Below are 23057 nucleotides of genomic sequence, written 5' to 3' on the forward strand. Positions count from 1 at the left end.
CGTCGTCGTCGGCCCGACCCGCGCGGCAGGGGACAATGGGACGCCCGCGTCCCACCACCGCCGAGGAGCACCCCCACCGATGGCCCGCCAGACCACCGGACCGTCCGACGCCCCGTTCACCGAGACGATCGTCGACATCGACGTCGCCGCCGAGATGGAGGGCTCGTTCCTCGAGTACGCCTACTCGGTGATCTACGCGCGCGCCCTGCCCGACGCACGCGACGGCCTCAAGCCCGTCCAGCGTCGGATCCTGTTCCAGATGGCTGACATGGGCCTGCGTCCGGACCGTGCCCACGTGAAGTCCGCGCGGGTGGTCGGCGAGGTGATGGGCAAGCTCCACCCGCACGGTGACACGGCGATCTACGACGCCCTCGTCCGCATGGCCCAGCCCTTCTCGCTGCGCCTGCCCATGGTGGACGGTCACGGCAACTTCGGGTCCCTCGACGACGGCCCCGCGGCCCCGCGGTACACCGAGGCGAGGCTCGCCCCCGCCGCGATGGCCATGGTGCGAGGCCTCGACGAGGACGAGGTCGACTTCGTCCCCAACTACGACAACAAGCTGACCCAGCCCGAGGTGCTCCCCGCCGCCATCCCCGGGCTGCTCGTCAACGGCGGCTCAGGCATCGCCGTCGGCATGGCGACGAACATGGCCCCGCACAACCTGGTCGAGGTGATCGGCGCCGCGCGGCACCTGGTCGCCCACCCCCAGGCCTCCCTCGAGGACCTCATGCGGTTCGTGCCGGGCCCCGACCTGCCCACCGGCGGCAAGATCGTCGGGCTCGACGGCGTCCGGGACGCCTACCGGGCCGGGCGCGGCAGCTTCCGCACCCGGGCGACCGTCAAGATCGAGAACGTCACGCCACGCCGCAAGGGCATCGTCGTCACCGAGCTGCCGTACCTGGTGGGCCCCGAGAAGGTGATCGAGAAGATCAAGGAGGGCGTCCAGGCCAAGAAGCTCTCCGGGATCACCAACGTGGTCGACCTGACCGACCGTGCCCACGGGCTGCGACTGGTGATCGAGGTCAAGACCGGCTTCAACCCCGACGCCGTGCTCGAGCAGCTCTACCGCTACACGCCGATGGAGGACTCCTTCGGCATCAACAACGTGGCCCTGGTCGACGGCCAGCCCCGGACCCTGGGCCTGCGCGAGATGCTCGTGGTCTGGGTCGACCACCGTCTCGACGTCGTCCGTCGTCGCTCCACCTATCGCCTGGCCCGCCGGCTCGAGCGGCTGCACCTCGTCGAGGGCCTGCTCGTCGCGATCCTCGACATCGACGAGGTCATCCAGGTCATCCGCACCTCGGACACTGCCGAGGCCGCGCGCGGCCGGCTGATGGACGTCTTCGACCTCTCCGAGGCCCAGGCCGAGTACATCCTCGAGCTGCGCCTGCGACGGCTCACCAAGTTCTCGCGGATCGAGCTCGAGAAGGAGGCCGAGCAGCTGCGCGCCGAGATCGCCGAGCTCGAGGAGATCCTCGCCGACGACGCCCGGTTGCGCAGCGTGGTGAGCGCAGAGATGTCCGAGGTGGCCGCGACCTTCGGGACCCCACGTCGCACGATCCTGCTCGAGTCCGCGGGCGGCACCGGCCCGGTCCCGACCCGCAGCACCACCCCGCTCGAGATCGTCGACGCCCCGTGCCGCGCGCTGCTCTCGGCCACCGGGCTCCTGGCCCGCACGGCCGACGAGAGCCCTGTCGTCCGCTCGGACCGTCGCTCCTCGCACGACGTCCTGACCAGCGAGGTCCTCGCGAGCACCCGGGGCGAGATCGGCGTCGTGACCTCGCGGGGCCGCGCGCTCCGGCTGTCCGTGCTCGACCTGCCGGGCCTGCCCCCCACCGACGGGCCGCCGTCGCTCTCAGGGGGGGTCCCCGTCGGTGAGGTCCTGGACCTGGAGCCCGGCGAGCGGGCCCTCGCTCTGGTGCCCCTCGGCGCTGATGCCCCCACCCTCGCCCTCGGGACCGCAGGCGGGGTCGTCAAGCGGGTCACCTCCGAGGCCGCGCCCAACCGCCCGGCCTGGGAGGTCATCGGCCTCAAGGACGGCGACGAGGTGGTCGGCGCGGTCAGCGTCACCGACGCCGACGAGCTCGTCTTCGTCACGACCGACGCCCAGCTGCTGAGGTTCGGCGCCGGGGTGGTGCGCCCGCAGGGACGTGCCGCCGGCGGGATGGCCGGGATCAAGCTGGGTGCCGGGCAGCGCGTGGTGCACTTCGGCTCGGTGCGCGCAGGCGCCGAGGAGGCCGTGGTGGTCACCGTCGCCGGGACGGCCGACGCCCTCCCCGGGACGCAGGCCGGCTCGGCCAAGGTCACCCCCTTCGAGGCGTACCCGGCCAAGGGTCGCGCCACCGGTGGGGTGCGCGTGCAGCGCTTCCTGCGGGGCGAGGACACCCTGCTCCTGGCGTGGGTCGGCGCAGCCCCCGCCCGGGGCACCGGGTCCGCCGGTCAGGCCGTCGAGCTGCCCGAGACGGACCCTCGGCGCGACGGCTCAGGTGTCCCGCTCACCGCACCGGTGCACGCCGTCGGGTGAGGGGGCCCGTCCGGGTCAGAGCTCGACGCTGTAGAGGACCTCGCCGTGGGTGGCCTCGAACCCGAGCCGCCGGTACAGCTCGTGGGCCCCGCTGGGGTTGTCGGTGTCGACCGTGAGGCACGCGTACTGGATGCCGTCCTCGCGGTAGGCGTGCATCGCGCGCGCCAGCAGGGCCGGGGCGAGCCCGCGGCCGCGCCAGGGGGCCCGGACGCCGAGGAGCTCGGTCTCGCCGTAGGAGTAGCCCAGGAGCGGCCAGTCGTGCTCGTACCGCCCCGAGATGAGGTATCCCGCGACCTGGGGCTCGTCGCCCGACACGTCGAGGGCGACGAAGCTCCACGCGGGTGCAGCGTGCGGTTCGGGACGGTGCCAGGTCTCCGGCGTGTGGGGCTCGGAGCCCCAGTGGTCGATGAACGCGTCGTTGTGGGCCTCACGCACGCCGTCGTCCAGGGCGTGGGTCCAGCCGACGATCTGCAGCTCCGGCGGGAGATCGACCCTCGGCAGGGGGGCCCGGAGGTCCCGGCGCATCGCCGTGTACCAGCGGACCGGGCTGAAGCCGGCAGCGGCGTACAGGCGGCGCTGGTCGCGCGCTGCCTCGTCGACGTAGACGGCGAGGCGCCCGGGCAGGTCCTTCCCGCTCTGGGCGAGCTTCTGCCGCCCCCGGCCCTCCATCCACGCGAGCACCGCCCGCCCGATCCCCCGACCGCGCCAGACCGGGTCCACCCCGCCCCGCAGGAAGGCCCGCACCGTGCGCAGGTCCCCCGGCCGCACCTCGACCAGGGCGTAGGCGCGCAGCGTCCCGCTGTCGTCGAATCCCCCCAGGCTGTCGCGCTCGAGGTCCTTCCAGTCGCCGACGAGGAGCTCGGAGACCTTGGCCTCCGAGTGACGACGTGGAGCTCCCTCGACGGTCTCGACGGTCCGCACGAGGGTGAAGAGCGCCGAGGCGTCCGCCGGGGTCAGGGGTCGCCAGCGCAGCTCGAGGTGCATGGGCGGCTGCTCGAGCACCGCGGGCGGGTCCGCACGCACGGCGAGGGGTTCACGCGAGCTCACGGGACCAACCTAGGCGATCGGGCGCCCCCGTCGGGACCGCGCCCCCACCGGCAGACCGTGCCGCTCACGCGTCGATGCGGGCCCGGTCGAGCTGCGCTGCGCCCGCGACGATGAAGTCGCGTCGCGGCGCGACCTCAGACCCCATGAGCAGCTCGAAGACCGACTCGGCAGCGGCAGCGTGCTGGGCCGTGACCCGACGCAGGGTCCGGTGCCGCGGGTCCATGGTGGTCTCGGCGAGCTGGTCGGCGTCCATCTCCCCCAGGCCCTTGTACCGCTGGATGTCCTCCTTGTAGCGGCGACCGGACTTCTGCAGCTTCTTGATCGTGGCGGCGAGCTCGGCCTCGGAGTAGGTGTAGATGTACTCGTTCTTGCGCGAGCCGGCACCGATCACCTCGACGCGGTGCAGCGGAGGGACCGCGGCGAACACGCGCCCGGCGTCGACCAGCGGACGCATGTAACGGAAGAACAGCGTCAGCAGCAGGGTCCGGATGTGCGCGCCGTCGACGTCGGCATCGGTCATCAGGACGACCTTGCCGTACCGGGCCGCCTCGAGGTCGAAGCTGCGCCCCGACCCGGCACCGAGCACCTGGATGATGGCCGCGCACTCGGCGTTGCGCAGCATGTCCGAGATCGAGGCCTTCTGGACGTTGAGGATCTTGCCGCGGATCGGCAGGAGGGCCTGGAAGTCCGAGCTCCGGGCGAGCTTGGCGGTGCCCAGGGCGCTGTCCCCCTCGACGATGAAGAGCTCGCTGCGTTCGACGTCGTCGCTGCGGCAGTCCGCGAGCTTGGAGGGCAGGGCCGAGCTCTCGAGGGCGTTCTTGCGTCGCGAGATCTCCTTCTGCTTGCGGGCCGAGAGCCGGGCGCGCATCTCCGCGACGATCTTCTCCAGGACCAGCGCGGACTGACCCTTGAGGTCGCGCTTGGGGGAGGTCAGCAGGGCCGACAGCTCACCCTCGACGACCTTCGCGACGATCCCGCGCACCGGCCCCGTGCCGAGGACCTCCTTGGTCTGGCCCTCGAACTGCGGCTCGGACAGGCGCACCGTCAGCACGGCCGTGAGCCCCGCCATGATGTCGTCCTTCTCCACGCGCTCCGAGGAGTCCTTGGTCGAGACCTTCAGCCGGCGCGCGTTGAGCTCGATCTGCTTGCGCAGGGTCTTGACCAGGGCCTGCTCGAGGCCCGCGAGGTGGGTCCCGCCCTTGGGCGTCGAGATGATGTTGACGAAGCTGCGCAGCTCGGTCTCGTACCCGGTCCCCCAGCGCAGCGCGACGTCGACCTCGCAGTCCCGGGTCACCTCCTGGGAGGTGAGGTGGCCTCGCCCGTCCAGGACGGGGACGGTCTCGGTGAACGAGCCGCTGCCCGTCAGCCGCCACGTCTCGGTGATCGCGGTGTCGGGGGCGAGGAAGTCCACGAAGTCGACCGTCCCGCCGTGATGGACGAAGGTCTCCTCGTGCGGGCCGTCGGCCCCGGGCGTGCCCGGCAGCCCGCGCTCGTCGCGCACGGTCACCGTGAGGCCCGGCACCAGGAACGTCGTCTGCCGCACGCGCGAGACGAGCTCGTCGTAGGAGAAGACGGCGGTCTTGGGGAAGACCTGACGGTCAGCCCAGTACCGCACCCGTGTGCCGGTACGCGCCTTGGGCACCTTGCCGACGGTGGTCAGCTCGGAGGCCTCGAGGAAGGGCGTGAACGGGGACTCCGGTCCGCGGCCGGCGGCGTCGTCGAAGGTGCCAGGCTCGCCGCGGTGGAAGGTCATGCGGTGGGTGCGGGCGTTGCGGTCCACCTCGACGTCGAGCCGCGAGGACAGTGCGTTGACCACGCTCGCGCCGACCCCGTGCAGCCCCCCTGAGGCCGTGTAGGAGCCACCACCGAACTTGCCGCCGGCGTGGAGCTTGGTGAACACGACCTCGACGCCGGTGAGCCCGGTCTTGGGCTCGACGTCGACGGGGATGCCGCGACCGTTGTCGTGGACCTCGACCGAGGAGTCGGCGTGCAGCACGATGTCGATCCGGTCGCAGTGGCCGCCGAGGGCCTCGTCCACCGAGTTGTCGATGATCTCCCAGAGGCAGTGCATCAGCCCCCGGGAGTCCGTGGTCCCGATGTACATGCCGGGTCGCTTGCGGACCGCCTCGAGGCCCTCGAGGACGGACAGGTGGCGGGCGTTGTAGCTCGACTCGGACAGCGTGCTGGTCACGAGGACCGAGCCTAGACGCTCGTGACGCACCGCCCGGGTTGCCATGCCGCGGGCCCGCGGGCGACTACGCGGTGAGCGAACCACCCGCCCTGGACCGTGCCGTACCGCGGACGAGGTGGTTTCATGGTCGCGTGACTACGACGACGACCTCCCCGCTGACTGCGGCCGACCGCTGCGACAGCTGCGGCGCCCAGGCCTACGTCCGTGTGGTGCTGGCGACCGGCGAGCTGCTCTTCTGCGCGCACCACGCCCGCGCCCACGAATCCGCCTTCACCGATCTCGCGGTGCACGTCCAGGACGAGACCGACCGGCTCCTCGAGGAGCACGGCGCAGGCGCTGCCACCCGCTGATCCACGACCGACACACGAAGGGCCCGGTCCACGCACCTCGGACCGGGCCCTTCGTCGTGCGTGAACCCGACCGCTGACCCGAGGAGTGCCCCATGGATCTCACCACCGTGCTGGTCGGCGTGGCGGTCCTCGTCGGCCTGGTCGGCATCGTGCTTCCCGTGCTCCCGGGGTCGCCCACCATCGCCGTCGCGGTCCTCGTCTGGGCGATCTCGGTCGGCACGACCGGCGGGTGGGTCGTGCTGGGGGTGGTCCTCGTCCTGCTGGCCCTCGGCTGGTCGACCACGTACGTGCTGACCGGCCGCCGTGTGCATCAGGCAGGCGTGCCGCGACGCTCGATCGTCGTCGCCGGGATCGCCGGGATCATCGGGTTCTTCGTGATCCCGGTGCTCGGGCTGTTCCTGTTCTTCGCCGGCGGTCTCTTCGCGGCCGAGTACCTCCGGCTACGCGATCTCGACACCGCCCGCCGGACGGCTGTGGCAGCCCTCAAGGCCACCGCGTGGGGGATGCTCGTCGAGCTCACCCTCGCGCTGGTCGCCGCTGGTACGTGGCTGGTGGCCGTGCTCATCGGGGTCGGGGGCTGACCCCGACCCCGCGAGATCAGTCGAGGTAGTCGCGCAGCACCTGGGAACGGCTGGGGTGGCGCAGCTTCGACATCGTCTTGGACTCGATCTGCCGGATGCGCTCACGCGTCACGCCGTAGACCTTGCCGATCTCGTCGAGGGTCTTGGGCTGACCGTCGGTGAGACCGAAGCGCATCGAGACCACACCGGCCTCGCGCTCGGAGAGGGTGTCGAGAACCTGGTGGAGCTGCTCCTGGAGCAGGGTGAAGCTGACCGCGTCGGCCGGGACGACCGCCTCGGAGTCCTCGATGAGGTCGCCGAACTCGCTGTCGCCGTCCTCGCCCAGGGGGGTGTGCAGCGAGATGGGCTCACGGCCGTACTTCTGGACCTCGACGACCTTCTCGGGGGTCATGTCGAGCTCCTTGGCGAGCTCCTCCGGCGTGGGCTCGCGGCCCAGGTCCTGGAGCATCTGCCGCTGGACGCGGGCGAGCTTGTTGATGACCTCGACCATGTGGACCGGGATCCGGATGGTGCGGGCCTGGTCGGCCATGGCGCGGGTGATGGCCTGGCGGATCCACCACGTGGCGTAGGTCGAGAACTTGTAGCCCTTGGTGTAGTCGAACTTCTCGACCGCACGGATGAGCCCGAGGTTCCCCTCCTGGATCAGGTCGAGGAACAGCATCCCGCGGCCGGTGTACCGCTTCGCCAGCGAGACCACGAGGCGCAGATTGGCCTCGAGCAGGTGGTTCTTCGCGCGGCGCCCGTCCGAGGCGATCCACTCGAGCTCGCGGCGGAGCTTCGGCTCGAGCTTGGGACCGCTCGCGAGCTTCTCCTCGGCGAAGAGGCCGGCCTCGATCCGCTTGGCGAGCTCGACCTCCTGCTCGGCGTTGAGCAGGGCGACCTTGCCGATCTGCTTGAGGTAGTCCTTGACCGGGTCAGCCGTCGCGCCGGCCGTCACGACCTGCTGGGCCGGAGCGTCGTCGTCGTCGGCGTCCGAGACCGTGAAACCGGTCTCCTCGGTCTCCTCGGTGGCAGGCGTCACCACCGCGACGGTCTCGCCCTCCTGAGGCTCGGCCTCAGGGATGCCGTCGGGCTCGGGTGCCGGGGCAGGGGCCTTGGCCTTGGCGGCGGGCTTCGCCTTCGCCGCGGGCTTGGCCTTGGCGGCGGCCTTCGTCGTCGAGGTCGCAGCGCTCTTGGTGGCCGAGGTCTTGGTGGCCGAGGTCTTGGTCGTGGTCTTCGTGGTGCTCTCCTCAGCGTCGGCAGGAGCCTTGGCGGTGGCAGTGCTCGACCGTCGGGTGGTGGCCGCGGCGACCGCCGTCCGGGCCTGAGGCTCCTGGACGGTGATGCCGGCGTCGCTCAGACCGCGGACCACGGAGCGCAGGCGCTTGGGGGCGACCTCCGCGCTCTCGCAGGCGTTCCGGAGGGACTCGGCATCGACCGAGCCGTGGGTGCGGCCACGCATGACGAGCTCCTGCAGAGCAGGGTGCTCGAACTCACGGGGCAGGGCAGGACGTGAAGACAGGGATGACACAGAGAACCTTTCGGCAACGCCAGGCTCGGAGAGAAGGTCCGGGGGTAGACCATCATTGTAACGTCCGGGGGCGCCCCGGGGCACGACCTGGCGGAGCGAGCAGGTGCCCGGTCAGGTCCTGACCGGCTTGACCGCCAGGACGGGGCACGGTGCGTCGAGGAGGATCCGCTGCGCGTTCGAGCCGAGGATCAGCTTGCCGACCGGGCTGCGCCGACGCAGTCCCATGACGATGAGCTCTCCCCCGCTCGACTCGGCGGCCGAGATGATGTCGTCGGCGACGTCTCGCCCGCGCACGGTCTGCCGTACGTCGTAGGGGACGTCGGCCTCGTCGAGCCGACGTCGAACCTCCTCGACCTGCTCCTCGAGCGCCCCGGGCTCGGAGCCGAACCGGCTGCTCCGCTCACTCAGGACCACCACCAGACGACCTCCGCGCCGACGGACCTCCTCGACCGCGGCAGTCAGGGCGGCGTCGCCCTCGGCAGTCGCGACATAGCCGACGACGACACTCATCGATCCTCCAGGTGACGCAACGGGAACGTTTCGTCGACGCTACCTGATCGTCACCTTCCGCGATCGGTCAACCGGCCTCGCGCTGGGCGGCGCGGAGCCAGCCCGGCGGCATTCCCTGGACCAGGGCCTCGTGGACGAGCAGTGCCAGCCGGTGGTGCTCGTCGGCCTCGAGCGCGCGCTCGCACAGCACCGAGGCACGCGCGCCGTCCCCGTTCCACCACGCCAGGACCGCGAGCAGGGTCGACGCCGGGGCCTGGGACCGCCGGGGGGCGTGCGCGACCACGGCCTCGAGAACCGTGCGGGCCGCGCTCGTCCGGTCCTGCTCGGGCGCTACCCCGACCTCGGGGTCGATGATCACCCTCAGGGCCTGCCCGACCTCGTCGCCACCTCCACCGGCCACGACCCGATCGGCGACGCGCTCGGCACCCGGGACGAGTCCCAGCAGCACCCCGTCCCGCACGAGCACGTCGTCGAGGGCGGCCAGCAGCCGGCCGAGGACGGTGGCCGCCGCCTGGGTGGACCCGTCGACTGCCGCTCGACCGACCTCCTGACGCCACAGGGCCAGGCCCTGCTCGCGCCAGCGCTGCGCGGTCGCGCTGTCCGGAGCCCCGGCGAGCCGCGCGGCCCAGCGGGCAGCGGCCCTCCGTGCCGAGCGGCGCCGGGCATCCGTCGCCCGGGGTATGCGCCCCAGGTCGGTCCTCGAGGGCAGCACCTGGCTCCCCTCGAGGACCATCTGGGCGCTCACCGCGGTGGACTCGAGCTCGGTCCGTGGCCTGCCGCCCGGCGGGCAGCAGGTCAGGTCCTCGCAGGTGGGGTCGTAGTACCCCTCTGGCCCGACCGCCCAGCACGCCACCCCCGTGAGGAAGGGCTCCGCCGCACGGCCGAGGTGGGCTCGTGCGGCCCGGGCGAGGCCGGCCCCCTGCGCAGCGCGGAGCTCGCGCGAGGAGTAGAGCACCAGGACGGCGCTGCGGGCTCCGTCCTCGACCAGGTACGTCACCAGCGAGCGAGCCAGCTGGGGGCCGTCCTCGGGGTCGGTCAGGTCCTCCAGGTCGACCCGGGCGACCAGGCCGACGCGCCCCGAGGACCGGAGGCTCACGACCACGGCGCTCTCGTGCGGCTCGAAGCCCAGCTGGAACGGGATGAAGGCCAGGAGCTCTCGCGGCTCCCCTACTCGGATCGTCGTCTGCATGACCCGATCCGACACCCACAGCCCTCGGCCGAGGCGCCAGGGCCTGGTGCCCTGTGGACCGCCCGTCGCCGGGTGACGCTGTGGATTTCACCCGGGTGGCGCTCTCGGTGCCAGGGCCCTTCCGGGACTACCGTGGGGGCATGGCCACGGTGGCGGCACGAACCCGACCGAGGCGCACAGCGCGCCTGGTCTCCGTGCTGGCCGCAGGAGCCGTGCTGACGGGGCTCACCGGCTGCACGAGCGGCGGCGAGGACAGCGGCGATGCCGCCGGGGAGACCCTGGTCACCACCTCCGCGACGGCCGAGGCCTCCGCCGGACCCACCCCCGAGCCGACTGCCACCGAGTCCGAGACCTGGTCCCTTCCCGGACCCGACGGTCATGCCGAGGTCGGCGACCTCGTCGAGGGCTTCCCGACCGACCTCCTTCCGGTGCCGAGCGACGCGATCGTCCTCGTGACCTCGGCCGTCCCCGTCGGCGACGCCGACGTGCAGGAGGTGTCCCTGAACCTCCGCACCCAGGCCACGGCGCAGGACCTCGTGCGGCTGTACCGCACCGCGCTGCTCGAGGCCGGCTTCACCGAGACCGAGCAGCCGGGCACCCAGTCGGACCTGGCGGCCGAGTCGGTCTTCACCCGCTCGGGCGGGGACGAGATCGTCTCGATCGGGGTGCTCGAGGTCGACGGCGGACGGACCGTGACGATCGGCGGGCGGATCCGCACGACCAGCTGAGCCCGGGGGGCGCCCGCGCCCCGACCTGGGGCGGCCGTAGGGTATGGCGGTGGCCTCCTCCCCCTCCTCGCTCGTCGACGTCGACCGGGTCCGTCAGGACGTCGACGAGATCCTCGCCGGGCACGTCGCCGACCTGAGGCTCGAGCTCGAGCACCTCGGGCCGGCTGTCACGCCCCTCGTCGAGGCGGTCGAGCGCATGCTGAGCGGCGGCAAGAGGCTGCGCGCGGCCTTCTGCTACTGGTCCTGGCGAGCTCACGGTGGGACCGACCTCGGCACGGCTCCAGGAGCTGCCGGTCGCGTGGCTGCGTCCCGGGCCACCGTGCTCCGGGTGGGTGCGGCGCTCGAGCTCTTCCAGGCAGCAGCCCTGTTCCACGACGACGTGATGGACGACTCCGACACCCGGCGGGGCAAGCCCTCGGCGCACCGCCACTTCGCCGAGGTGCACCAGGGGGCGGGGTGGGCAGGCTCGGCCCGACGCTTCGGCGAGTCAGCAGCGATCCTGCTCGGCGACCTGAGCCTCATCGCGAGCGAGCGAGAGCTCGCCCTCGCCGTCGCCGGGCTCCCGGAGGCGGCACGCCTGCGGGTGCGCGGGGTCTTCGACCGGATGCGCACCGAGGTCACCGTGGGCCAGTACCTCGACGTGCTCGTCCAGGCGACACCGTGGGGCGAGGACCCGGTGGCCGACGAGGAGCGCGCGCGCCAGGTGATCCGGGCCAAGAGCGCCCGGTACAGCGTCGAGCACCCGATGGCGCTCGGAGCGACCCTTGCCGGGGCCGACGACGGCGCCGTCCGCCGGTGCCGAGGGATCGGCCTGCCGCTCGGAGAGGCCTTCCAGCTGCGCGACGACCTGCTGGGCGTCTTCGGGGACCCCGGGGTGACCGGCAAGCCCGCAGGAGACGACCTGCGCGAGGGCAAGCGGACCGTGCTGGTCTCCCGCGCCCTGCGCGAGGCAGACCTTGACGCGCGCCGCCTCGTCCTCGGGCGCCTGGGCGCCCCCGACCTGACCACGGACGGCATCGACGAGCTTCGCGCGGTGATCGTGCGTACCGGCGCCGACCGGCAGGTCGAGCAGCTCATCGCCGAGCTCGCCGACCCGGCGCTCGCCACGCTCGAGGGCGCTGCCCTCGAGGAACCGGGTCGGTCGATGCTCGTCGAGCTGGGCCGAGCCGCGGTCGACCGACAGACCTAGAAGGCCTCGGCCTGGGCCCGGCGCCGGATCTCCGTCTTGTGCCCGGCGGCCAGCGCCTCGATCGGCGTCCGCACCGGCACCGGGCCGTTGCCGAGACCCTCGAGAGACGGGTCCGGGGTGAACAGCCACCGGATCGCTTCCTCGTCCCCCAGCCCGGCGTCGCCGAGGAGCACGAGCGTGCCCTGCAGCGAGGGGACGATCTCCCAGCCGCCGTCGGCGCGCTCCACGAGGAACCGCTCGGGAACGCTGAGGATCCGCCGTTCACCGTGGCGGACGGCGATGAACCGCCCTTCCTGCATCTGACGTCGGACCTTGCCGACGTCGAGGCCGAGTCGTTCGGCGACGTCAGGGAGCGGAAGCCAGTGGTCGACGAGGGCATCGAGATCAGTCACCTCGCCAGCCTAGAGCCTGCGGATCACCCGCACGGCCCAGCCCTCGACCTTCCCCCGGGGGCCGGAGTGGGCTACGTTCACTTCTGTCACACCAGTCACACCAGTACCTCGAGCACCTTCAGCCCCACGAAACACCCCGGGATGGACCATGACCCACGCTGCCGCGCCGTGCGCAGACCTGACCTCGATCCGCCGACGCCGCACCGCAGGCGGGACCGGGATGGGCCTCGCCCTGGCCGTCGCGTCCGTGGCGGGCACCGGGACCGCGGCCCATGCCGAGGACTACACGGTCAAGGAGGGCGAGACCGTGAGCCACATCGCGCTCCGGACCTCCGCCTCGGTCTCGCAGATCGTCGCCGCGAACGGCCTGGACCAGCGCGCGTTCGTGCGGGCCGGTCAGACGCTCACGATCCCTACGCCCACGAGCTCCGCGACCCCCGCCGCCCCGGCGGCACCCAGCGCCACCTCCCACACCGTGGTGCGCGGGGACACGGTCTCGGCACTCGCCACCCGGTTCGGCACGACCACCGAGGCGATCGTCGCGGCCAACGGCCTGGACAGCACCGCCCTGATCCGCATCGGCCAGGACCTCACCATCCCCGCCCCCGGTGCTGCGAGCACGTCCACGGCACCAGCGACGACGAGCACCACGAGCTCCACCCAGCACACCGTCGCCCGGGGCGAGACGGTCTCCGGCCTGGCCACCCGCTACGGCACGACGACCGCGGCGATCGTCGCGGCCAACGGCCTGGACAGCACCGCCCTGATCCGCATCGGCCAGGACCTCACCGTCCCCGGCCCGGGCGCTGCGAGCACCACCGCCGCGGCCCCGACCTCCTCGGCGGCGAGCACGGCACCGTCGACCACCCTCGTCGGAAACACCTTCCTCGGGCGCACCTACCCGGCCGCGACCGTGGCATCGGCCAACGAGAACAAGGCCACGCTGCTCAGCGTCGGCGTGCCGTCGACGACCGAGATGCAGGCCCTCGTCGCCCGCACCGCGCGGGACATGGGCGTCGACCCCGCCCTCGCCCAGGCCATCTCCTTCCAGGAGTCCGGTTTCAACCACACCTCGGTCTCCCCCGCGAACGCGATCGGCGCGATGCAGGTGATCCCGTCCTCGGGTGACTGGGCCTCCGACCTGGTCGGGCGGGAGCTCAACCTGCTGGACCCGCAGGACAACGTCGTCGCCGGCGTCGCGATCCTGCGTCAGCTGGTGAGCACCAGCCCTGACCTGGGCACCGCGATCGCGAGCTACTACCAGGGCCAGGCCGGTGTGCGGAAGCACGGCATGTACCCGGACACCCGTCGGTACGTCGCCAACGTCCAGACGCTCATGTCGCGGTTCGCCTGATGGGTTCTGCGCCCCCCCGACCGTAGACTGCGCCACGTGGCAGCGACTCTGACCGACCCGCTCCTCGGCCATGTCGTCGACGGACGGTACGAGGTGCTGTCCAGGATCGCCCGCGGTGGGATGGCCACGGTCTACCTCGCCAACGACCGCCGCCTCGACCGCGAGGTCGCCCTCAAGGTCATGCACGCCCACCTCGCCGAGGGCGGGGCCGGCTCCGAGTTCGTCGCCCGGTTCCGCCGCGAGGCGCGCGCCGCGGCACGCCTGACCCACCCCGGCCTGGTCGGCGTCTTCGACCAGGGGGTCGACGGCGAGACGAGCTACCTGACGATGGAGTACGTCGACGGGACGAACCTGCGACGGCACCTCGGCACCCAGGGATCCCTCACGGTGGACGAGGCGTTCTCGATCGCCGAGTCGGTCCTCGACGCCCTCGCTGCGGCGCACCGCGCAGGCCTGGTCCACCGGGACGTCAAGCCCGAGAACGTCCTGCTCGCCTCAGACGGCCGCGTCAAGGTCGCCGACTTCGGGCTCGCCAGGGCGGTCACCGAGGTCACCTCGACCACGACAGGCACCGTCCTGGGCACGGTCGCCTACCTCGCCCCCGAGCTCGTCGCCCACGGCAGCAGCGACGCCCGCACCGACGTGTACGCCGTGGGCATCCTGCTCTTCGAGATGCTCACAGGGCAGCAGCCCTTCACGGGAGCGACCCCCATCCAGGTCGCCTACCAGCACGTCCACTCCGACATCCCGGCCGCCTCCGACGTCGTCGACTGGCTGCCGATGGAGGTCGACGAGCTGCTCGGCGCCCTCGCGGCCCGTGAGCCCGAGGAACGCCCGGCCCACGCAGCGGCTGCGCTGGACCTCGTGCGCCGGACCCGCGGCTCCCTCGACGAGGCGACCCTCACGCGCCGGCACGAGGTCCCCGGTGCCGCGCCGGTCGAGGACGAGCACGACGACGAGGAGCCCGAGGCCCCGGACGCCGACCGTGACGCGACAGCGGTCCTGAGCACCGGGCGCCCGTCCAGCCCTCGTACCCGCGGGGGCACCGACGAGGACGGCCCCGGCCGCACGATGGCCCTGCGGATCGGCTCTGGCCTCGACGAGGGACCTGCACCGGTCGACGCCCCAGCGCCGCAGGACGCCCGGTGGCGGCGCACGGTGCTCGTCGTGCTGACCGCCGTCGCCGTGGCCGCCCTGGGGGGCCTCCTTGCCATCTGGTACACGGTCTACGGGCCGGGTGCCTACACCGACGTCCCGGACGGGCTGGTCGGCACGGAGGCCTCGGTCGCCGAGCAGACCCTCGCCGCAGCGGGCCTGGCGGCGACCACCGCCGAGGCCTTCGACCCCGAGGTACCTGCCGGGCTCGTCGTGGCCACCGACCCGGCGAGCGGGGAACGCATCGCCGACGACGGCAGCGTCGAGCTCACGGTCTCCCTGGGCCCGGACCTCCGGGCCGTCCCCGAGGGCATCACCGGCGTGCCGGCCGAGGAGGCCACGGCCCTGCTCACCGACGCCGGCTTCGTCGTCCCCGACCCCACGACCGACCACCACGACGAGGTGCCCGAGGGGCACGTGATCTCGGCCACCGCCGAGGCCGGGGACCAGCTCCCGGTGGACTCCGAGGTGTCCCTCACGGTCTCGGACGGCCCCGCCCCCGTGACCGTGCGCTCCCTGGTCGGCCTGACCCGCGACGAGGCCGTCGCGTTCCTCGAGGAGGACGGCCTCCGGGTCGCCGAGGAGCAGGACTTCAGCACCGAGTACCCCGAGGGACAGGTCATGGCCCAGTCCCCCGCTCCGGACTCCCCGGCACGTCGCACCGATGTCGTGACCATCACCATCTCCCAGGGCCCTCCCCTGGTCGCAGTCCCCGACGTGTTCGGCATGCAGTACGCGGAGGCGCAGGAGATCCTCGAGGAGCTCGGGCTCGTCGTCGAGCGCGAGGACTTCCTCGGCGGCGTCTTCGGCACCGTCCGCAACCAGGATCCCGAGGCGGACGAGCGGGTGCGGGTCGGCAGCACGGTCACCCTGCGCGTCGTCTGACCCGAGGCCACGTGCCAGCCCTCGTCCCGGGGCCCCCTGCCCTTCGACGACGAGCAGAGCCCCGCACCGCGATCAGCGGTACGGGGCTCTGGCGTCGTGCGGGCCCTCAGCCCTGACGGATCATCTCGGCGACCTGGAAGGCCATCTCGAGGGACTGCTGGTGGTTGAGCCGAGGGTCGACCAGGGTCTCGTAGCGCAGGGCGAGCCCCGCGTCGTCGATCTCCTCGCTCCCCCCGAGCACCTCGGTGACGTCGTCGCCGGTGAGCTCGACGTGCAGGCCGCCGGGCACGCTGCCCACGGCACGGTGCACCTCGAAGAAGCCGCGGACCTCGTCGAGCACGTCGGCCAGGCGACGGGTCTTGTAGCCGCTGTCCGAGGTGATCGTGTTCCCGTGCATCGGGTCGCAGACCCACGTGACCGGACGCCCCGAGGCGGTCACCTTCTCGACGAGCTGGGGCAGGGCCTCACGGATCCGGCCCGCCCCCATGCGGGTGATGAAGGTGAGCCGACCGGGGACGTCCGACGGGTTGAGCTTGTCCATCAGCGCGAGGGCGTCGTCGGCCGAGGTGGTCGGCCCGAGCTTGACGCCGATCGGGTTGCGGACCCTCGACAGGAAGTCCACGTGCGCACCGTCGAGCTGACGGGTCCGCTCCCCGATCCACAGGAAGTGGGCCGAGCAGTCGTAGGCCGTGCCGGTCCGCGAGTCGATCCGCGTGAGCGCCCGCTCGTAGTCGAGCAGGAGGGCCTCGTGGCTCGAGAAGAACTCGACCGTCCGCAGGGCGTCGAAGTCCGCACCGCAGGCCGCCATGAAGCGGATCGCCCGGTCGATCTGCTCGGCCGTCGCCTCGTACTGCGCGTAGGCCTTGTTCGCGAGGAAGCCGCGGTTCCACTCGTGGACCCGACGCAGGTCGGCGAACCCACCCGTCGTGAACGCGCGGATGAGGTTCAGCGTCGCCGACGACCGGTGGTAGGCGTCGAGCAGCCGTCGGGGGTCGGGGATGCGCTCCTGCGGCGTGAAGGCGTGCGCGTTGACCGCGTCCCCCCGGTACGCGGGCAGCGTGACGCCGTCACGCGTCTCGTCGTCCGAGCTCCGGGGCTTGGCGTACTGCCCGGCCATCCGGCCCATCTTGATGACGGGCAGACTCGCGCCGTAGGTGAGCACGACGGCCATCTGCAGGATCGTCTTGATCTTGTTGCGGATGTTGTCCGCGGTGGCCTCGGCGAAGGTCTCGGCGCAGTCCCCTCCCTGCAGGAGGAAGGCCTCACCGCGCCCGGCCGCGGCCAGACGGGCGGTGAGGACGTCCGCCTCCCCCGCGAAGACCAGCGGAGGCAGGGCGGAGAGCTCCCGCGACACCTGCTCGACCGCGGCGGCGTCGGGCCAGGCCGGCTGCTGGCGAGCCTGCATCGAGCGCCAGCTGTCGAGTCCCGCGACGAGGGCGGGATCTGGCGCGACGCTCATGAGGTGCTCGCGGGGACCAGCGGCTGCCCGAGGTCGGAGAGCATCGCGCCGAACCACGGCTGCGAGACGTCGAAGGCCTTGCCGCCGGCGATGCGCGGGAACGCGATCGCCTTGAGCCGGTCGCCGTCCTCCTCGTCGTGGCCGATGACGCCCGACTCGGCCCGCAGGGCGCACTCCACGGCCAGGTCGGTCATCGACTTGATCAGGCGCAGGTCCTCGGCGTTGGCCGCGGCAGCACGCGAGTAGTAGCCGCTCTTCTGCACCATGACCTTCTCGGCCCCGAGACGCTCCGCGAACTGCTGGGCGAACCACTGGCCCGGGTTGATGGTGTCGAGCTTGACGTGGCCGAAGGGGTCGCGCTGCACGGTCTCACCCGCGGCCTCGAGCTGCTCGACGATCTCGTGCATCCCGGCGCCCTCGGAGAGGAAGATGTTGACGTTGCCGACCTCGTCCATGATGGTCCGCAGACGCGCGGCCTCGGCCTCGATGTCGAGGGCGAGCTCGGGCACGAAGACCGCGTGCACGTCCCAGCGCTCCCGGGACAGGCCGATGCTCGGCACCCACTCCTGGGTGTCGAGCCAGCGACGGTAGTCAGCAGCGGAGGCGGCCGTGAGCCAGCCGCAGTGCCGCCCCATGACCTCGTGCACGATCAGCATCCGGTTGCCCGAGCGGTGCTCGCCGATGACGTTGCGCGCGAACCCGGCGGCCTCCTCGGCCGCGGTCCACGCCCCGAGGGACTGCTTGATCGGCACGACGTCGTTGTCGATCGTCTTGGGCAGGCCGACGACGGTCAGCTCGTAGCCGTTCTCGTGGAGGTAGGCGGCGAGGTCGGCAGCCGTCGTGTTCGTGTCGTCGCCACCGATGGTGTGCAGCACGTCGACGCCGTCGGCCTTGAGCCGCTCGGCCGCGACGTGCAGCGGGTCCTGGCCCTCCTGGACCAGACCGCGCTTGACGCAGTCGGCCGCATTGGTCAGCTTGACGCGCGAGTTGCCGATCGGGCTCCCGCCGAAGCGGTGCAGCAGACCCGCCTTGGCGCGCGCCTCGTCGTCGACCACGATCGAGGTACCCGTCAGCAGGCCGTGGTACCCGTGCTCGTAGGCGATGATCTCGATCTCGGGCGCGATCTCGGTGTATCGCTCGATGAGACCGCCCACCGCGGAGGAGAGGCAGGGGGCGAAACCGCCCGCGGTCAGCAGGGCGACACGACGAACCGACATGGTGAACCTTCCGTTGGGACATCCCCGCCCCGAGCGGCGGACGCGATCATCCTAGTGGCGTGGGCGTGCCGTCCTCGGGCGGGCCCGGAACCTGGACGTCCGGCGCGGGCCGCCCACCGGGAGCGACCGGTCCGGCCTCCCCCGGCCGCGGGGCGTCGGGGGTGTGGCCGGCCGCGATCCTGGCCTTGGCGGTCGCCGCGTAGATGTCGACGTACTCCTGGCCCGAGAGGCTCATCAGGGCGTACATGATCTCGTCGGTCACCGAGCGCAGGATGAACCGGTCGTTCTCCATGCCCTTGTAGCGGCTGAAGTCCAGGGGCTCGCCGACGACGATGCCGAGGCGCATGGGCTTGGGGATCACCCGCCCGATCGGCTGGGCGACGTCGGTGCCGACCATCGCCACGGGGATCACCGGCACACCAGACTCGAGGGCCAGCCGGGCCACTCCCGTCTTGCCGCGGTACAGGCGGCCGTCAGGGCTCCGGGTGCCCTCGGGGTAGATGCCGAACAGGTTCCCCGACTCGAGCACCCCCAGGCCGGTGTTGAGGGCGGCCTCGCTGGCCTTGCCGCCGCCCCGGTCCACGGGGATGGTCCCGACCCCGCGGAAGAACCCGGCCTTGAGCCGACCCTTGAGGCCTGTGCCGGTGAAGTACTCGGCCTTGCCGATGAACCGGATCTTGCGGGACAGCACTAGGGGCAGGACGAAGGAGTCGATCACCGCGAGGTGGTTGCTCGCGAGGATGGCGCCACCGGTCTCCGGGATGTTCTCGATCCCCCGGACCCAGGGGCGGAACATCCCGCGCAGCAGCGGACCCGCGAGGACCCGCTTCATGAACCAGTAGAACAACCCATCACCTCCGCCGCTGCGTCGACGCACGCCGCACGCAGCGTCCTTCCGACTCTAGAGTGCTCTGCATGGCCTCACGTCCGCACTCCGCCGATGAGCCCGCCGACGACGCCCACGACCATCTCGACGACGACCTCTCGGTCGACCCGGCCGATGCCCCCGACCCGACCGACGTCCAGACGCGCTGGGAGGAGATCGTCGCACAGCTCGGCGACCTCGACCTCGACGTCGACGCGACGGAGGACCCGACGCGGCCCGCCGAGGCTACCGCCCCCGGTGACGACCCCGAACCACCCCGTGGACGACGCGCCGAGCCACCGGCCCGGGCCGGCGACGGGGACACCCCGCCAGCCGAGCGGGACGCACCGGTGCCCGCACCGACCGGGCCACGGGCGTGGAGCCTCGACCCAGCCGTCGAGGAGGCGGAGGAGCACTTCACCCCGCCCGAGCCCGGCCCCGTCCTGGGAGGTGACCCGTTGCTCACGATGGCGTGGGTCGCCGCGGTCGGCGTACCCGCCCTGGTCCTGCTGGGCATCGTGCTCTGGCGCGACATGCCGACCGTCCTGCTGCAGGTCGCCGCCGCCGTCTTCGCGGTCGGTCTCGGGATCCTCGTGTGGCGGATGCCCCACGAGCGCGGGGACGACGACCGCGGGAACGGCGCCGTCGTCTGAGCAGGGGGGCGCCGGCGTGGCCCGGCGCCCGCGCGCACGGCTCTGACCTCAGAGCCGCGCCAGGTCGGCCGCTCCGACGATCCCCGCGTCGTTGCCTGCCGCAGCGAGCTCGATGCGGGCCTCGGGACGGAAGCCGCGCCCGGAGAGCTGCGCGAGGAACGCCTCGCGCGCGGGCTGGAGGAGCAGGTCGCCCGCCGCGCCGACTCCGCCGCCGACCACGACCAGGGCAGGGTCGAGGAGGGCCGCGACCGAGGCAGACCCGGCACCGATCCACCGCCCGAGCTCAGCCAGCAGCTCGACGGCCAGGGGGTCGCCCTCCTGCGCCGCGACCGTGACCGACGGCCCGCTCACCAGGGCCGCCTCGCCTCCCGCGAGCTCGAGGAGGCGAGCAGCACGACTGGGGTCCGCTGCGGCGGCCTGCCGAGCCTCACGCACCAGGGCGCTGCCCGAGGCGTACTGCTCCCAGCACCCTCGCAGCCCGCACCCGCACAGGTGCCCCTCGGGGACCACGCGGACGTGCCCGACCTCGGCAGCCACGCCCCAGGCCCCGCGCACCAGCTGACCGCCGACCACGAGGGCACCGCCGAGCCCCGTGCCGACCGTGAGAAGCAGCATGTCGTCCACGTCGCGGCCCGCGCCGAAGCGGAACTCCGCCCACCCGGCGGCGTTCGCGTCGTTCTCGACCACGACGCGCAGGTCGGGGTCGCCGACGAGGGAGGCGATGCGGTCCCGCAACGGGTAGTCGCGCCAGGCGATGTTCGCACCGAAGAGCGCTGTCGCACGGTCGGAGCTGATGAACCCCGCCGCGGCGACGCCGAGCGCGTGGACCTCGTGACCTGCAGACAGCTCCCGATAGAGGTCCGCGACAGCGCGGTCGATCTCAGCGGCGTCACCGGCGACGGTGCTGCGCTTGGCCTGGGCCAGGATGACGCCGGCCTCGTCGACCAATCCGGCGGCGATCTTCGTCCCGCCGATGTCCACACCGATCGCGTACATGTCCGTCCTTGCTGCCGAGGGGGTCCTGCAACGTGTCCAGGCGCAGGCTACCCACGTCGCGCCCTCCCAGGTCGGGACTCTCAGACTCTGTATGGTCGAGCCATTATCCGTCTGCCACTGGAGTCAGCATGGACGAGTTCCACAGCCCCCCCGTCGTCGAGATCGACCCCTCCGAGAACCTGAGCACCCTGCTCGCCGGTCGCGTGCAGTCGAAGCCCGACGCTCCCCTCATCGAGCACAAGGCGACTCCCGACGGCCCGTGGCAGTCGATCACGGCCCGCGAGTTCGACGCGCGGGTCGTCGCCGTGGCCAAGGGTCTCGTCGCCCGCGGGGTCGAGCCCGGTCAGAGCGTCGGCATCATGAGCCGCACCCGGTACGAGTGGACCCTTCTCGACTTCGCGATCTGGGCCGCCGGCGCGGTCCCGGTGCCGCTGTACGAGACCTCCTCGGCCGAGCAGGTCGAGTGGATCCTCACCGACGCCGACGTCCGCCTCCTCGTCGTCGAGACCTCCGAGCTCGCCACCACCGTCGAGCAGGTGCGCCCCAAGGCCCCGCACCTCGGGGACGTCCTGGTGCTCGACGACGGCGCCGTGGACATGCTCGTGAGGGACGGCCAGGAGGTCGCCGAGACCGAGATCACCCGCCGACGCGCCCTGGCGACCACCGCCGACGTCGCGACGATCATCTACACCTCAGGGACCACGGGTCGCCCCAAGGGCGCTGAGCTCACCCACGGCAACTTCGTGTCCCTCACCCGCAACGCCGTCGCCAAGCTCGGCGAGAAGGTCTGCCCGCCCGGGTCCCGGACCCTGCTCTTCATGCCCCTCGCCCACGTCTTCGCCAGGTTCATCGAGGTCCTGGTGATCCCGGCGGGAGCGGTCCTCGGACACACCCCCGACACCAAGAACCTGCTCGCCGACCTCGGCACCTTCCAGCCGACCTTCATCCTCTCCGTGCCGCGGGTCTTCGAGAAGGTCTACAACTCCTCGGAGCAGAAGGCCGCGGCGGGTGGCAAGCGAGGCATCTTCCAGCGCGCCGCCAAGACCGCCATCGTCTACTCACGAGCCCTGGACACCCCCGGCGGCCCCGGACCGTGGCTCAAGCTCCAGCACAAGGTCGCCGACGTCCTGGTCCTGTCCAAGCTCCGCAAGGCGCTCGGCGGACGTGCCGAGTGGGCCATCTCCGGCGGCGCTCCCCTGGGGGAGCGGCTCGGCCACTTCTACCGGGGTGTCGGGCTCCAGGTCCTCGAGGGCTACGGCCTCACCGAGACGACGGCCCCCGTCTCGGTGAACCTCCCTGACGCGACCAAGATCGGCACCGTCGGCCCACCGCTTCCCGGGCTCGCCCTGCGAGTGGCGCCGGACGGCGAGATCCTCGCCAAGGGCGACGGTGTGTTCCTCGGCTACCACAACAACACCGAGGCCACGCAGGCCGCCTTCGAGGACGGTTGGTTCCGCACCGGCGACCTGGGGTCGATGGACGAGGACGGCTTCGTCCGGATCACCGGCCGCAAGAAGGAGATCATCGTCACGGCCGGGGGGAAGAACGTCGCCCCCGCCGTGCTCGAGGACCGCCTGCGCGGACACCCCTTGGTGAGCCAAGTCGTGGTGGTCGGCGACGAGAAGCCGTTCATCGGTGCCCTGATCACCCTGGACGCCGAGGCCCTCCCCGGCTGGCTGTCGACCCACGGCTTGCCGGAGATGGACGTCGCGACCGCTGGCGAGAACCCTGAGGTGCGCGCTGCCCTGGACCGGGCGGTCGACCGCACCAACCAGGCCGTCTCGCGGGCGGAGTCCATCCGCCGGTACACGGTGCTCACGACCGACTTCACGGTCGAGAACGACTACCTGACACCGTCGATGAAGGTGAAGCGCTCGCTGGTCATCAGCGACTTCACCGCGCAGATCGAGGAGCTCTACGCGAACGTCGGTGACCACGACCACTCCTGAGCTCTTCCGGGGGGTCGGTGCGGACCGGCCCCCCGGGCAGGGCAACCCGCACCTCGACCGGGGCTGAACGCTCCCCCGTCCGGCTCATCCCGCGCGCACGAGCCGGAGCGGCGGGACGAGGCCGCCGCGGGCGAGGACCCCGAGGGCCGCCTGCTCTGCCTCGTCGAGGTCGACCGGGGCCGGTGGCGGCGGGGCCGCACCCGGCCGCACGGGCACGGTGAGAAAGGTCACCACGCAGTCGGTGCAGGCGGCTCCCCGCACGGTGCAGCTTCCGCAGTCGATCATCATGCGACGCACGCTAGGGGCCCCCACC

General features: G+C 72.2%; 20 protein-coding genes. 9 read left to right on the forward strand and 11 right to left on the reverse strand.

Going from position 1 to position 23057, the window contains the following annotated elements; translation table 11 throughout:
* Nucleotides 1-79: 79 nt before the first annotated feature.
* The gene (locus J4G33_RS01975) at nt 80-2524 is read left to right on the forward strand and encodes a DNA gyrase/topoisomerase IV subunit A (RefSeq protein ID WP_208054201.1); all 2445 of its coding nucleotides are present in this window, start codon (nt 80-82) and stop codon (nt 2522-2524) included.
* Nucleotides 2525-2539: 15 nt separating this feature from the next.
* Here J4G33_RS01975 and J4G33_RS01980 read toward each other — a convergent pair whose 3' ends face one another.
* On the reverse strand, nt 2540-3571 hold the full coding sequence (locus J4G33_RS01980) for a GNAT family N-acetyltransferase (RefSeq protein WP_307793670.1): 1032 nt from the start codon (nt 3569-3571) through the stop codon (nt 2540-2542).
* 64 nt (nt 3572-3635) lie between these two features.
* The gene (locus tag J4G33_RS01985; protein WP_208054202.1) at nt 3636-5762 is read right to left on the reverse strand and encodes a DNA gyrase/topoisomerase IV subunit B; all 2127 of its coding nucleotides are present in this window, start codon (nt 5760-5762) and stop codon (nt 3636-3638) included.
* Between the two features lie 131 nt (nt 5763-5893).
* Between J4G33_RS01985 and J4G33_RS01990 the strand changes: the two genes are divergently transcribed.
* Nucleotides 5894-6112 (forward strand): DUF7455 domain-containing protein, encoded by a 219-nt coding sequence (locus J4G33_RS01990; protein ID WP_208054203.1) that lies wholly within the window; start codon nt 5894-5896, stop codon nt 6110-6112.
* A gap of 92 nt (nt 6113-6204) precedes the next feature.
* The gene (locus tag J4G33_RS01995) at nt 6205-6693 is read left to right on the forward strand and encodes a DUF456 domain-containing protein (RefSeq protein WP_208054204.1); all 489 of its coding nucleotides are present in this window, start codon (nt 6205-6207) and stop codon (nt 6691-6693) included.
* A gap of 16 nt (nt 6694-6709) precedes the next feature.
* Here the strand turns inward: J4G33_RS01995 and J4G33_RS02000 are convergent, their stop codons facing one another.
* From J4G33_RS02000 to J4G33_RS02010, 3 genes are all read right to left on the reverse strand, one after another.
* Nucleotides 6710-8134 (reverse strand): RNA polymerase sigma factor, encoded by a 1425-nt coding sequence (locus J4G33_RS02000; protein ID WP_243758362.1) that lies wholly within the window; start codon nt 8132-8134, stop codon nt 6710-6712.
* Nucleotides 8135-8314: 180 nt separating this feature from the next.
* Nucleotides 8315-8713 (reverse strand): universal stress protein, encoded by a 399-nt coding sequence (locus J4G33_RS02005; RefSeq protein WP_208054205.1) that lies wholly within the window; start codon nt 8711-8713, stop codon nt 8315-8317.
* A gap of 67 nt (nt 8714-8780) precedes the next feature.
* Nucleotides 8781-9902, reverse strand: coding sequence for a DUF4192 domain-containing protein (locus tag J4G33_RS02010; protein WP_208054206.1), 1122 nt, complete (start codon nt 9900-9902; stop codon nt 8781-8783).
* 140 nt (nt 9903-10042) lie between these two features.
* Between J4G33_RS02010 and J4G33_RS02015 the strand changes: the two genes are divergently transcribed.
* Both J4G33_RS02015 and J4G33_RS02020 read left to right on the forward strand, forming a co-directional pair.
* Nucleotides 10043-10630, forward strand: coding sequence for a hypothetical protein (locus tag J4G33_RS02015; protein ID WP_208054207.1), 588 nt, complete (start codon nt 10043-10045; stop codon nt 10628-10630).
* Nucleotides 10631-10673: 43 nt separating this feature from the next.
* Nucleotides 10674-11819: a polyprenyl synthetase family protein gene (locus J4G33_RS02020; RefSeq protein WP_208054208.1), complete on the forward strand. Its 1146-nt coding sequence runs from the start codon at nt 10674-10676 to the stop codon at nt 11817-11819.
* On the opposite strand, the gene J4G33_RS02025 is transcribed toward J4G33_RS02020, so the two are convergent.
* Nucleotides 11816-12211, reverse strand: coding sequence for an Rv2175c family DNA-binding protein (locus tag J4G33_RS02025; protein WP_307793673.1), 396 nt, complete (start codon nt 12209-12211; stop codon nt 11816-11818). The two genes, J4G33_RS02020 and J4G33_RS02025, sit on opposite strands and share 4 nt — an antisense overlap.
* 148 nt (nt 12212-12359) lie before the next feature.
* Between J4G33_RS02025 and J4G33_RS02030 the strand changes: the two genes are divergently transcribed.
* Both J4G33_RS02030 and pknB read left to right on the forward strand, forming a co-directional pair.
* Complete coding sequence (locus J4G33_RS02030; protein WP_208054209.1) at nt 12360-13565, forward strand: lytic transglycosylase; 1206 nt, start codon at nt 12360-12362, stop codon at nt 13563-13565.
* A 36-nt stretch (nt 13566-13601) separates the two neighbouring features.
* Nucleotides 13602-15605 carry a Stk1 family PASTA domain-containing Ser/Thr kinase gene (gene pknB, locus J4G33_RS02035; RefSeq protein WP_208054210.1) on the forward strand — a complete coding sequence of 668 codons (2004 nt, stop codon included), beginning with the start codon at nt 13602-13604 and terminating at the stop codon, nt 15603-15605.
* A gap of 106 nt (nt 15606-15711) precedes the next feature.
* Here the strand turns inward: pknB and J4G33_RS02040 are convergent, their stop codons facing one another.
* The 3 genes from J4G33_RS02040 to J4G33_RS02050 are packed head-to-tail and all read right to left on the reverse strand — an operon-like array spanning nt 15712 to nt 19128.
* Nucleotides 15712-17064 (reverse strand): class II 3-deoxy-7-phosphoheptulonate synthase, encoded by a 1353-nt coding sequence (locus J4G33_RS02040; RefSeq protein WP_208054211.1) that lies wholly within the window; start codon nt 17062-17064, stop codon nt 15712-15714.
* Nucleotides 17061-18281 carry a pyrophosphate--fructose-6-phosphate 1-phosphotransferase gene (locus J4G33_RS02045; protein WP_208054212.1) on the reverse strand — a complete coding sequence of 407 codons (1221 nt, stop codon included), beginning with the start codon at nt 18279-18281 and terminating at the stop codon, nt 17061-17063. Before J4G33_RS02045 ends, J4G33_RS02040 begins: the two co-directional genes overlap by 4 nt.
* Before the next feature lie 46 nt (nt 18282-18327).
* Entirely contained in the window at nt 18328-19128 is an 801-nt protein-coding gene (locus J4G33_RS02050; RefSeq protein ID WP_243758363.1) for a lysophospholipid acyltransferase family protein, read from the reverse strand.
* 68 nt (nt 19129-19196) lie between these two features.
* On the opposite strand from J4G33_RS02050, the gene J4G33_RS02055 reads away from it, so the two are divergent.
* Nucleotides 19197-19799 (forward strand): hypothetical protein, encoded by a 603-nt coding sequence (locus tag J4G33_RS02055; protein WP_208054213.1) that lies wholly within the window; start codon nt 19197-19199, stop codon nt 19797-19799.
* Nucleotides 19800-19847: 48 nt separating this feature from the next.
* Here the strand turns inward: J4G33_RS02055 and J4G33_RS02060 are convergent, their stop codons facing one another.
* Entirely contained in the window at nt 19848-20795 is a 948-nt protein-coding gene (locus J4G33_RS02060) for an ROK family glucokinase (RefSeq protein ID WP_208054214.1), read from the reverse strand.
* Between the two features lie 128 nt (nt 20796-20923).
* Here J4G33_RS02060 and J4G33_RS02065 point away from each other — a divergent pair, with 128 nt between their 5' ends.
* Nucleotides 20924-22744 (forward strand): AMP-dependent synthetase/ligase, encoded by a 1821-nt coding sequence (locus J4G33_RS02065; RefSeq protein ID WP_208054215.1) that lies wholly within the window; start codon nt 20924-20926, stop codon nt 22742-22744.
* Between the two features lie 84 nt (nt 22745-22828).
* Here the strand turns inward: J4G33_RS02065 and J4G33_RS02070 are convergent, their stop codons facing one another.
* Complete coding sequence (locus tag J4G33_RS02070; protein WP_208054216.1) at nt 22829-23032, reverse strand: hypothetical protein; 204 nt, start codon at nt 23030-23032, stop codon at nt 22829-22831.
* Nucleotides 23033-23057: the final 25 nt, after the last annotated feature.

The sequence above is a fragment of the Actinotalea soli genome (assembly GCF_017565425.1).
In the GTDB taxonomy this organism is placed as follows: Bacteria; Actinomycetota; Actinomycetes; order Actinomycetales; family Cellulomonadaceae; genus Actinotalea; species Actinotalea soli.

What these genes read in the sequence shown, in the direction of transcription:
- J4G33_RS01975 (WP_208054201.1), top strand. Translation starts at nt 80, where the DNA reads ATGGCCCGCCAGACCACCGGACCGTCCGACGCCCCGTTCACCGAGACG.
- J4G33_RS01995 (WP_208054204.1), top strand. Translation starts at nt 6,205, where the DNA reads ATGGATCTCACCACCGTGCTGGTCGGCGTGGCGGTCCTCGTCGGCCTG.
- J4G33_RS02000 (WP_243758362.1), bottom strand. Translation starts at nt 8,134, where the DNA reads ATGCGTGGCCGCACCCACGGCTCGGTCGATGCCGAGTCCCTCCGGAAC.
- J4G33_RS02005 (WP_208054205.1), bottom strand. Translation starts at nt 8,713, where the DNA reads ATGAGTGTCGTCGTCGGCTATGTCGCGACTGCCGAGGGCGACGCCGCC.
- J4G33_RS02010 (WP_208054206.1), bottom strand. Translation starts at nt 9,902, where the DNA reads ATGCAGACGACGATCCGAGTAGGGGAGCCGCGAGAGCTCCTGGCCTTC.
- J4G33_RS02015 (WP_208054207.1), top strand. Translation starts at nt 10,043, where the DNA reads ATGGCCACGGTGGCGGCACGAACCCGACCGAGGCGCACAGCGCGCCTG.
- J4G33_RS02020 (WP_208054208.1), top strand. Translation starts at nt 10,674, where the DNA reads ATGGCGGTGGCCTCCTCCCCCTCCTCGCTCGTCGACGTCGACCGGGTC.
- J4G33_RS02030 (WP_208054209.1), top strand. Translation starts at nt 12,360, where the DNA reads ATGACCCACGCTGCCGCGCCGTGCGCAGACCTGACCTCGATCCGCCGA.
- J4G33_RS02040 (WP_208054211.1), bottom strand. Translation starts at nt 17,064, where the DNA reads ATGAGCGTCGCGCCAGATCCCGCCCTCGTCGCGGGACTCGACAGCTGG.
- J4G33_RS02045 (WP_208054212.1), bottom strand. Translation starts at nt 18,281, where the DNA reads ATGTCGGTTCGTCGTGTCGCCCTGCTGACCGCGGGCGGTTTCGCCCCC.
- J4G33_RS02055 (WP_208054213.1), top strand. Translation starts at nt 19,197, where the DNA reads ATGGCCTCACGTCCGCACTCCGCCGATGAGCCCGCCGACGACGCCCAC.
- J4G33_RS02060 (WP_208054214.1), bottom strand. Translation starts at nt 20,795, where the DNA reads ATGTACGCGATCGGTGTGGACATCGGCGGGACGAAGATCGCCGCCGGA.
- J4G33_RS02065 (WP_208054215.1), top strand. Translation starts at nt 20,924, where the DNA reads ATGGACGAGTTCCACAGCCCCCCCGTCGTCGAGATCGACCCCTCCGAG.
- J4G33_RS02070 (WP_208054216.1), bottom strand. Translation starts at nt 23,032, where the DNA reads ATGATGATCGACTGCGGAAGCTGCACCGTGCGGGGAGCCGCCTGCACC.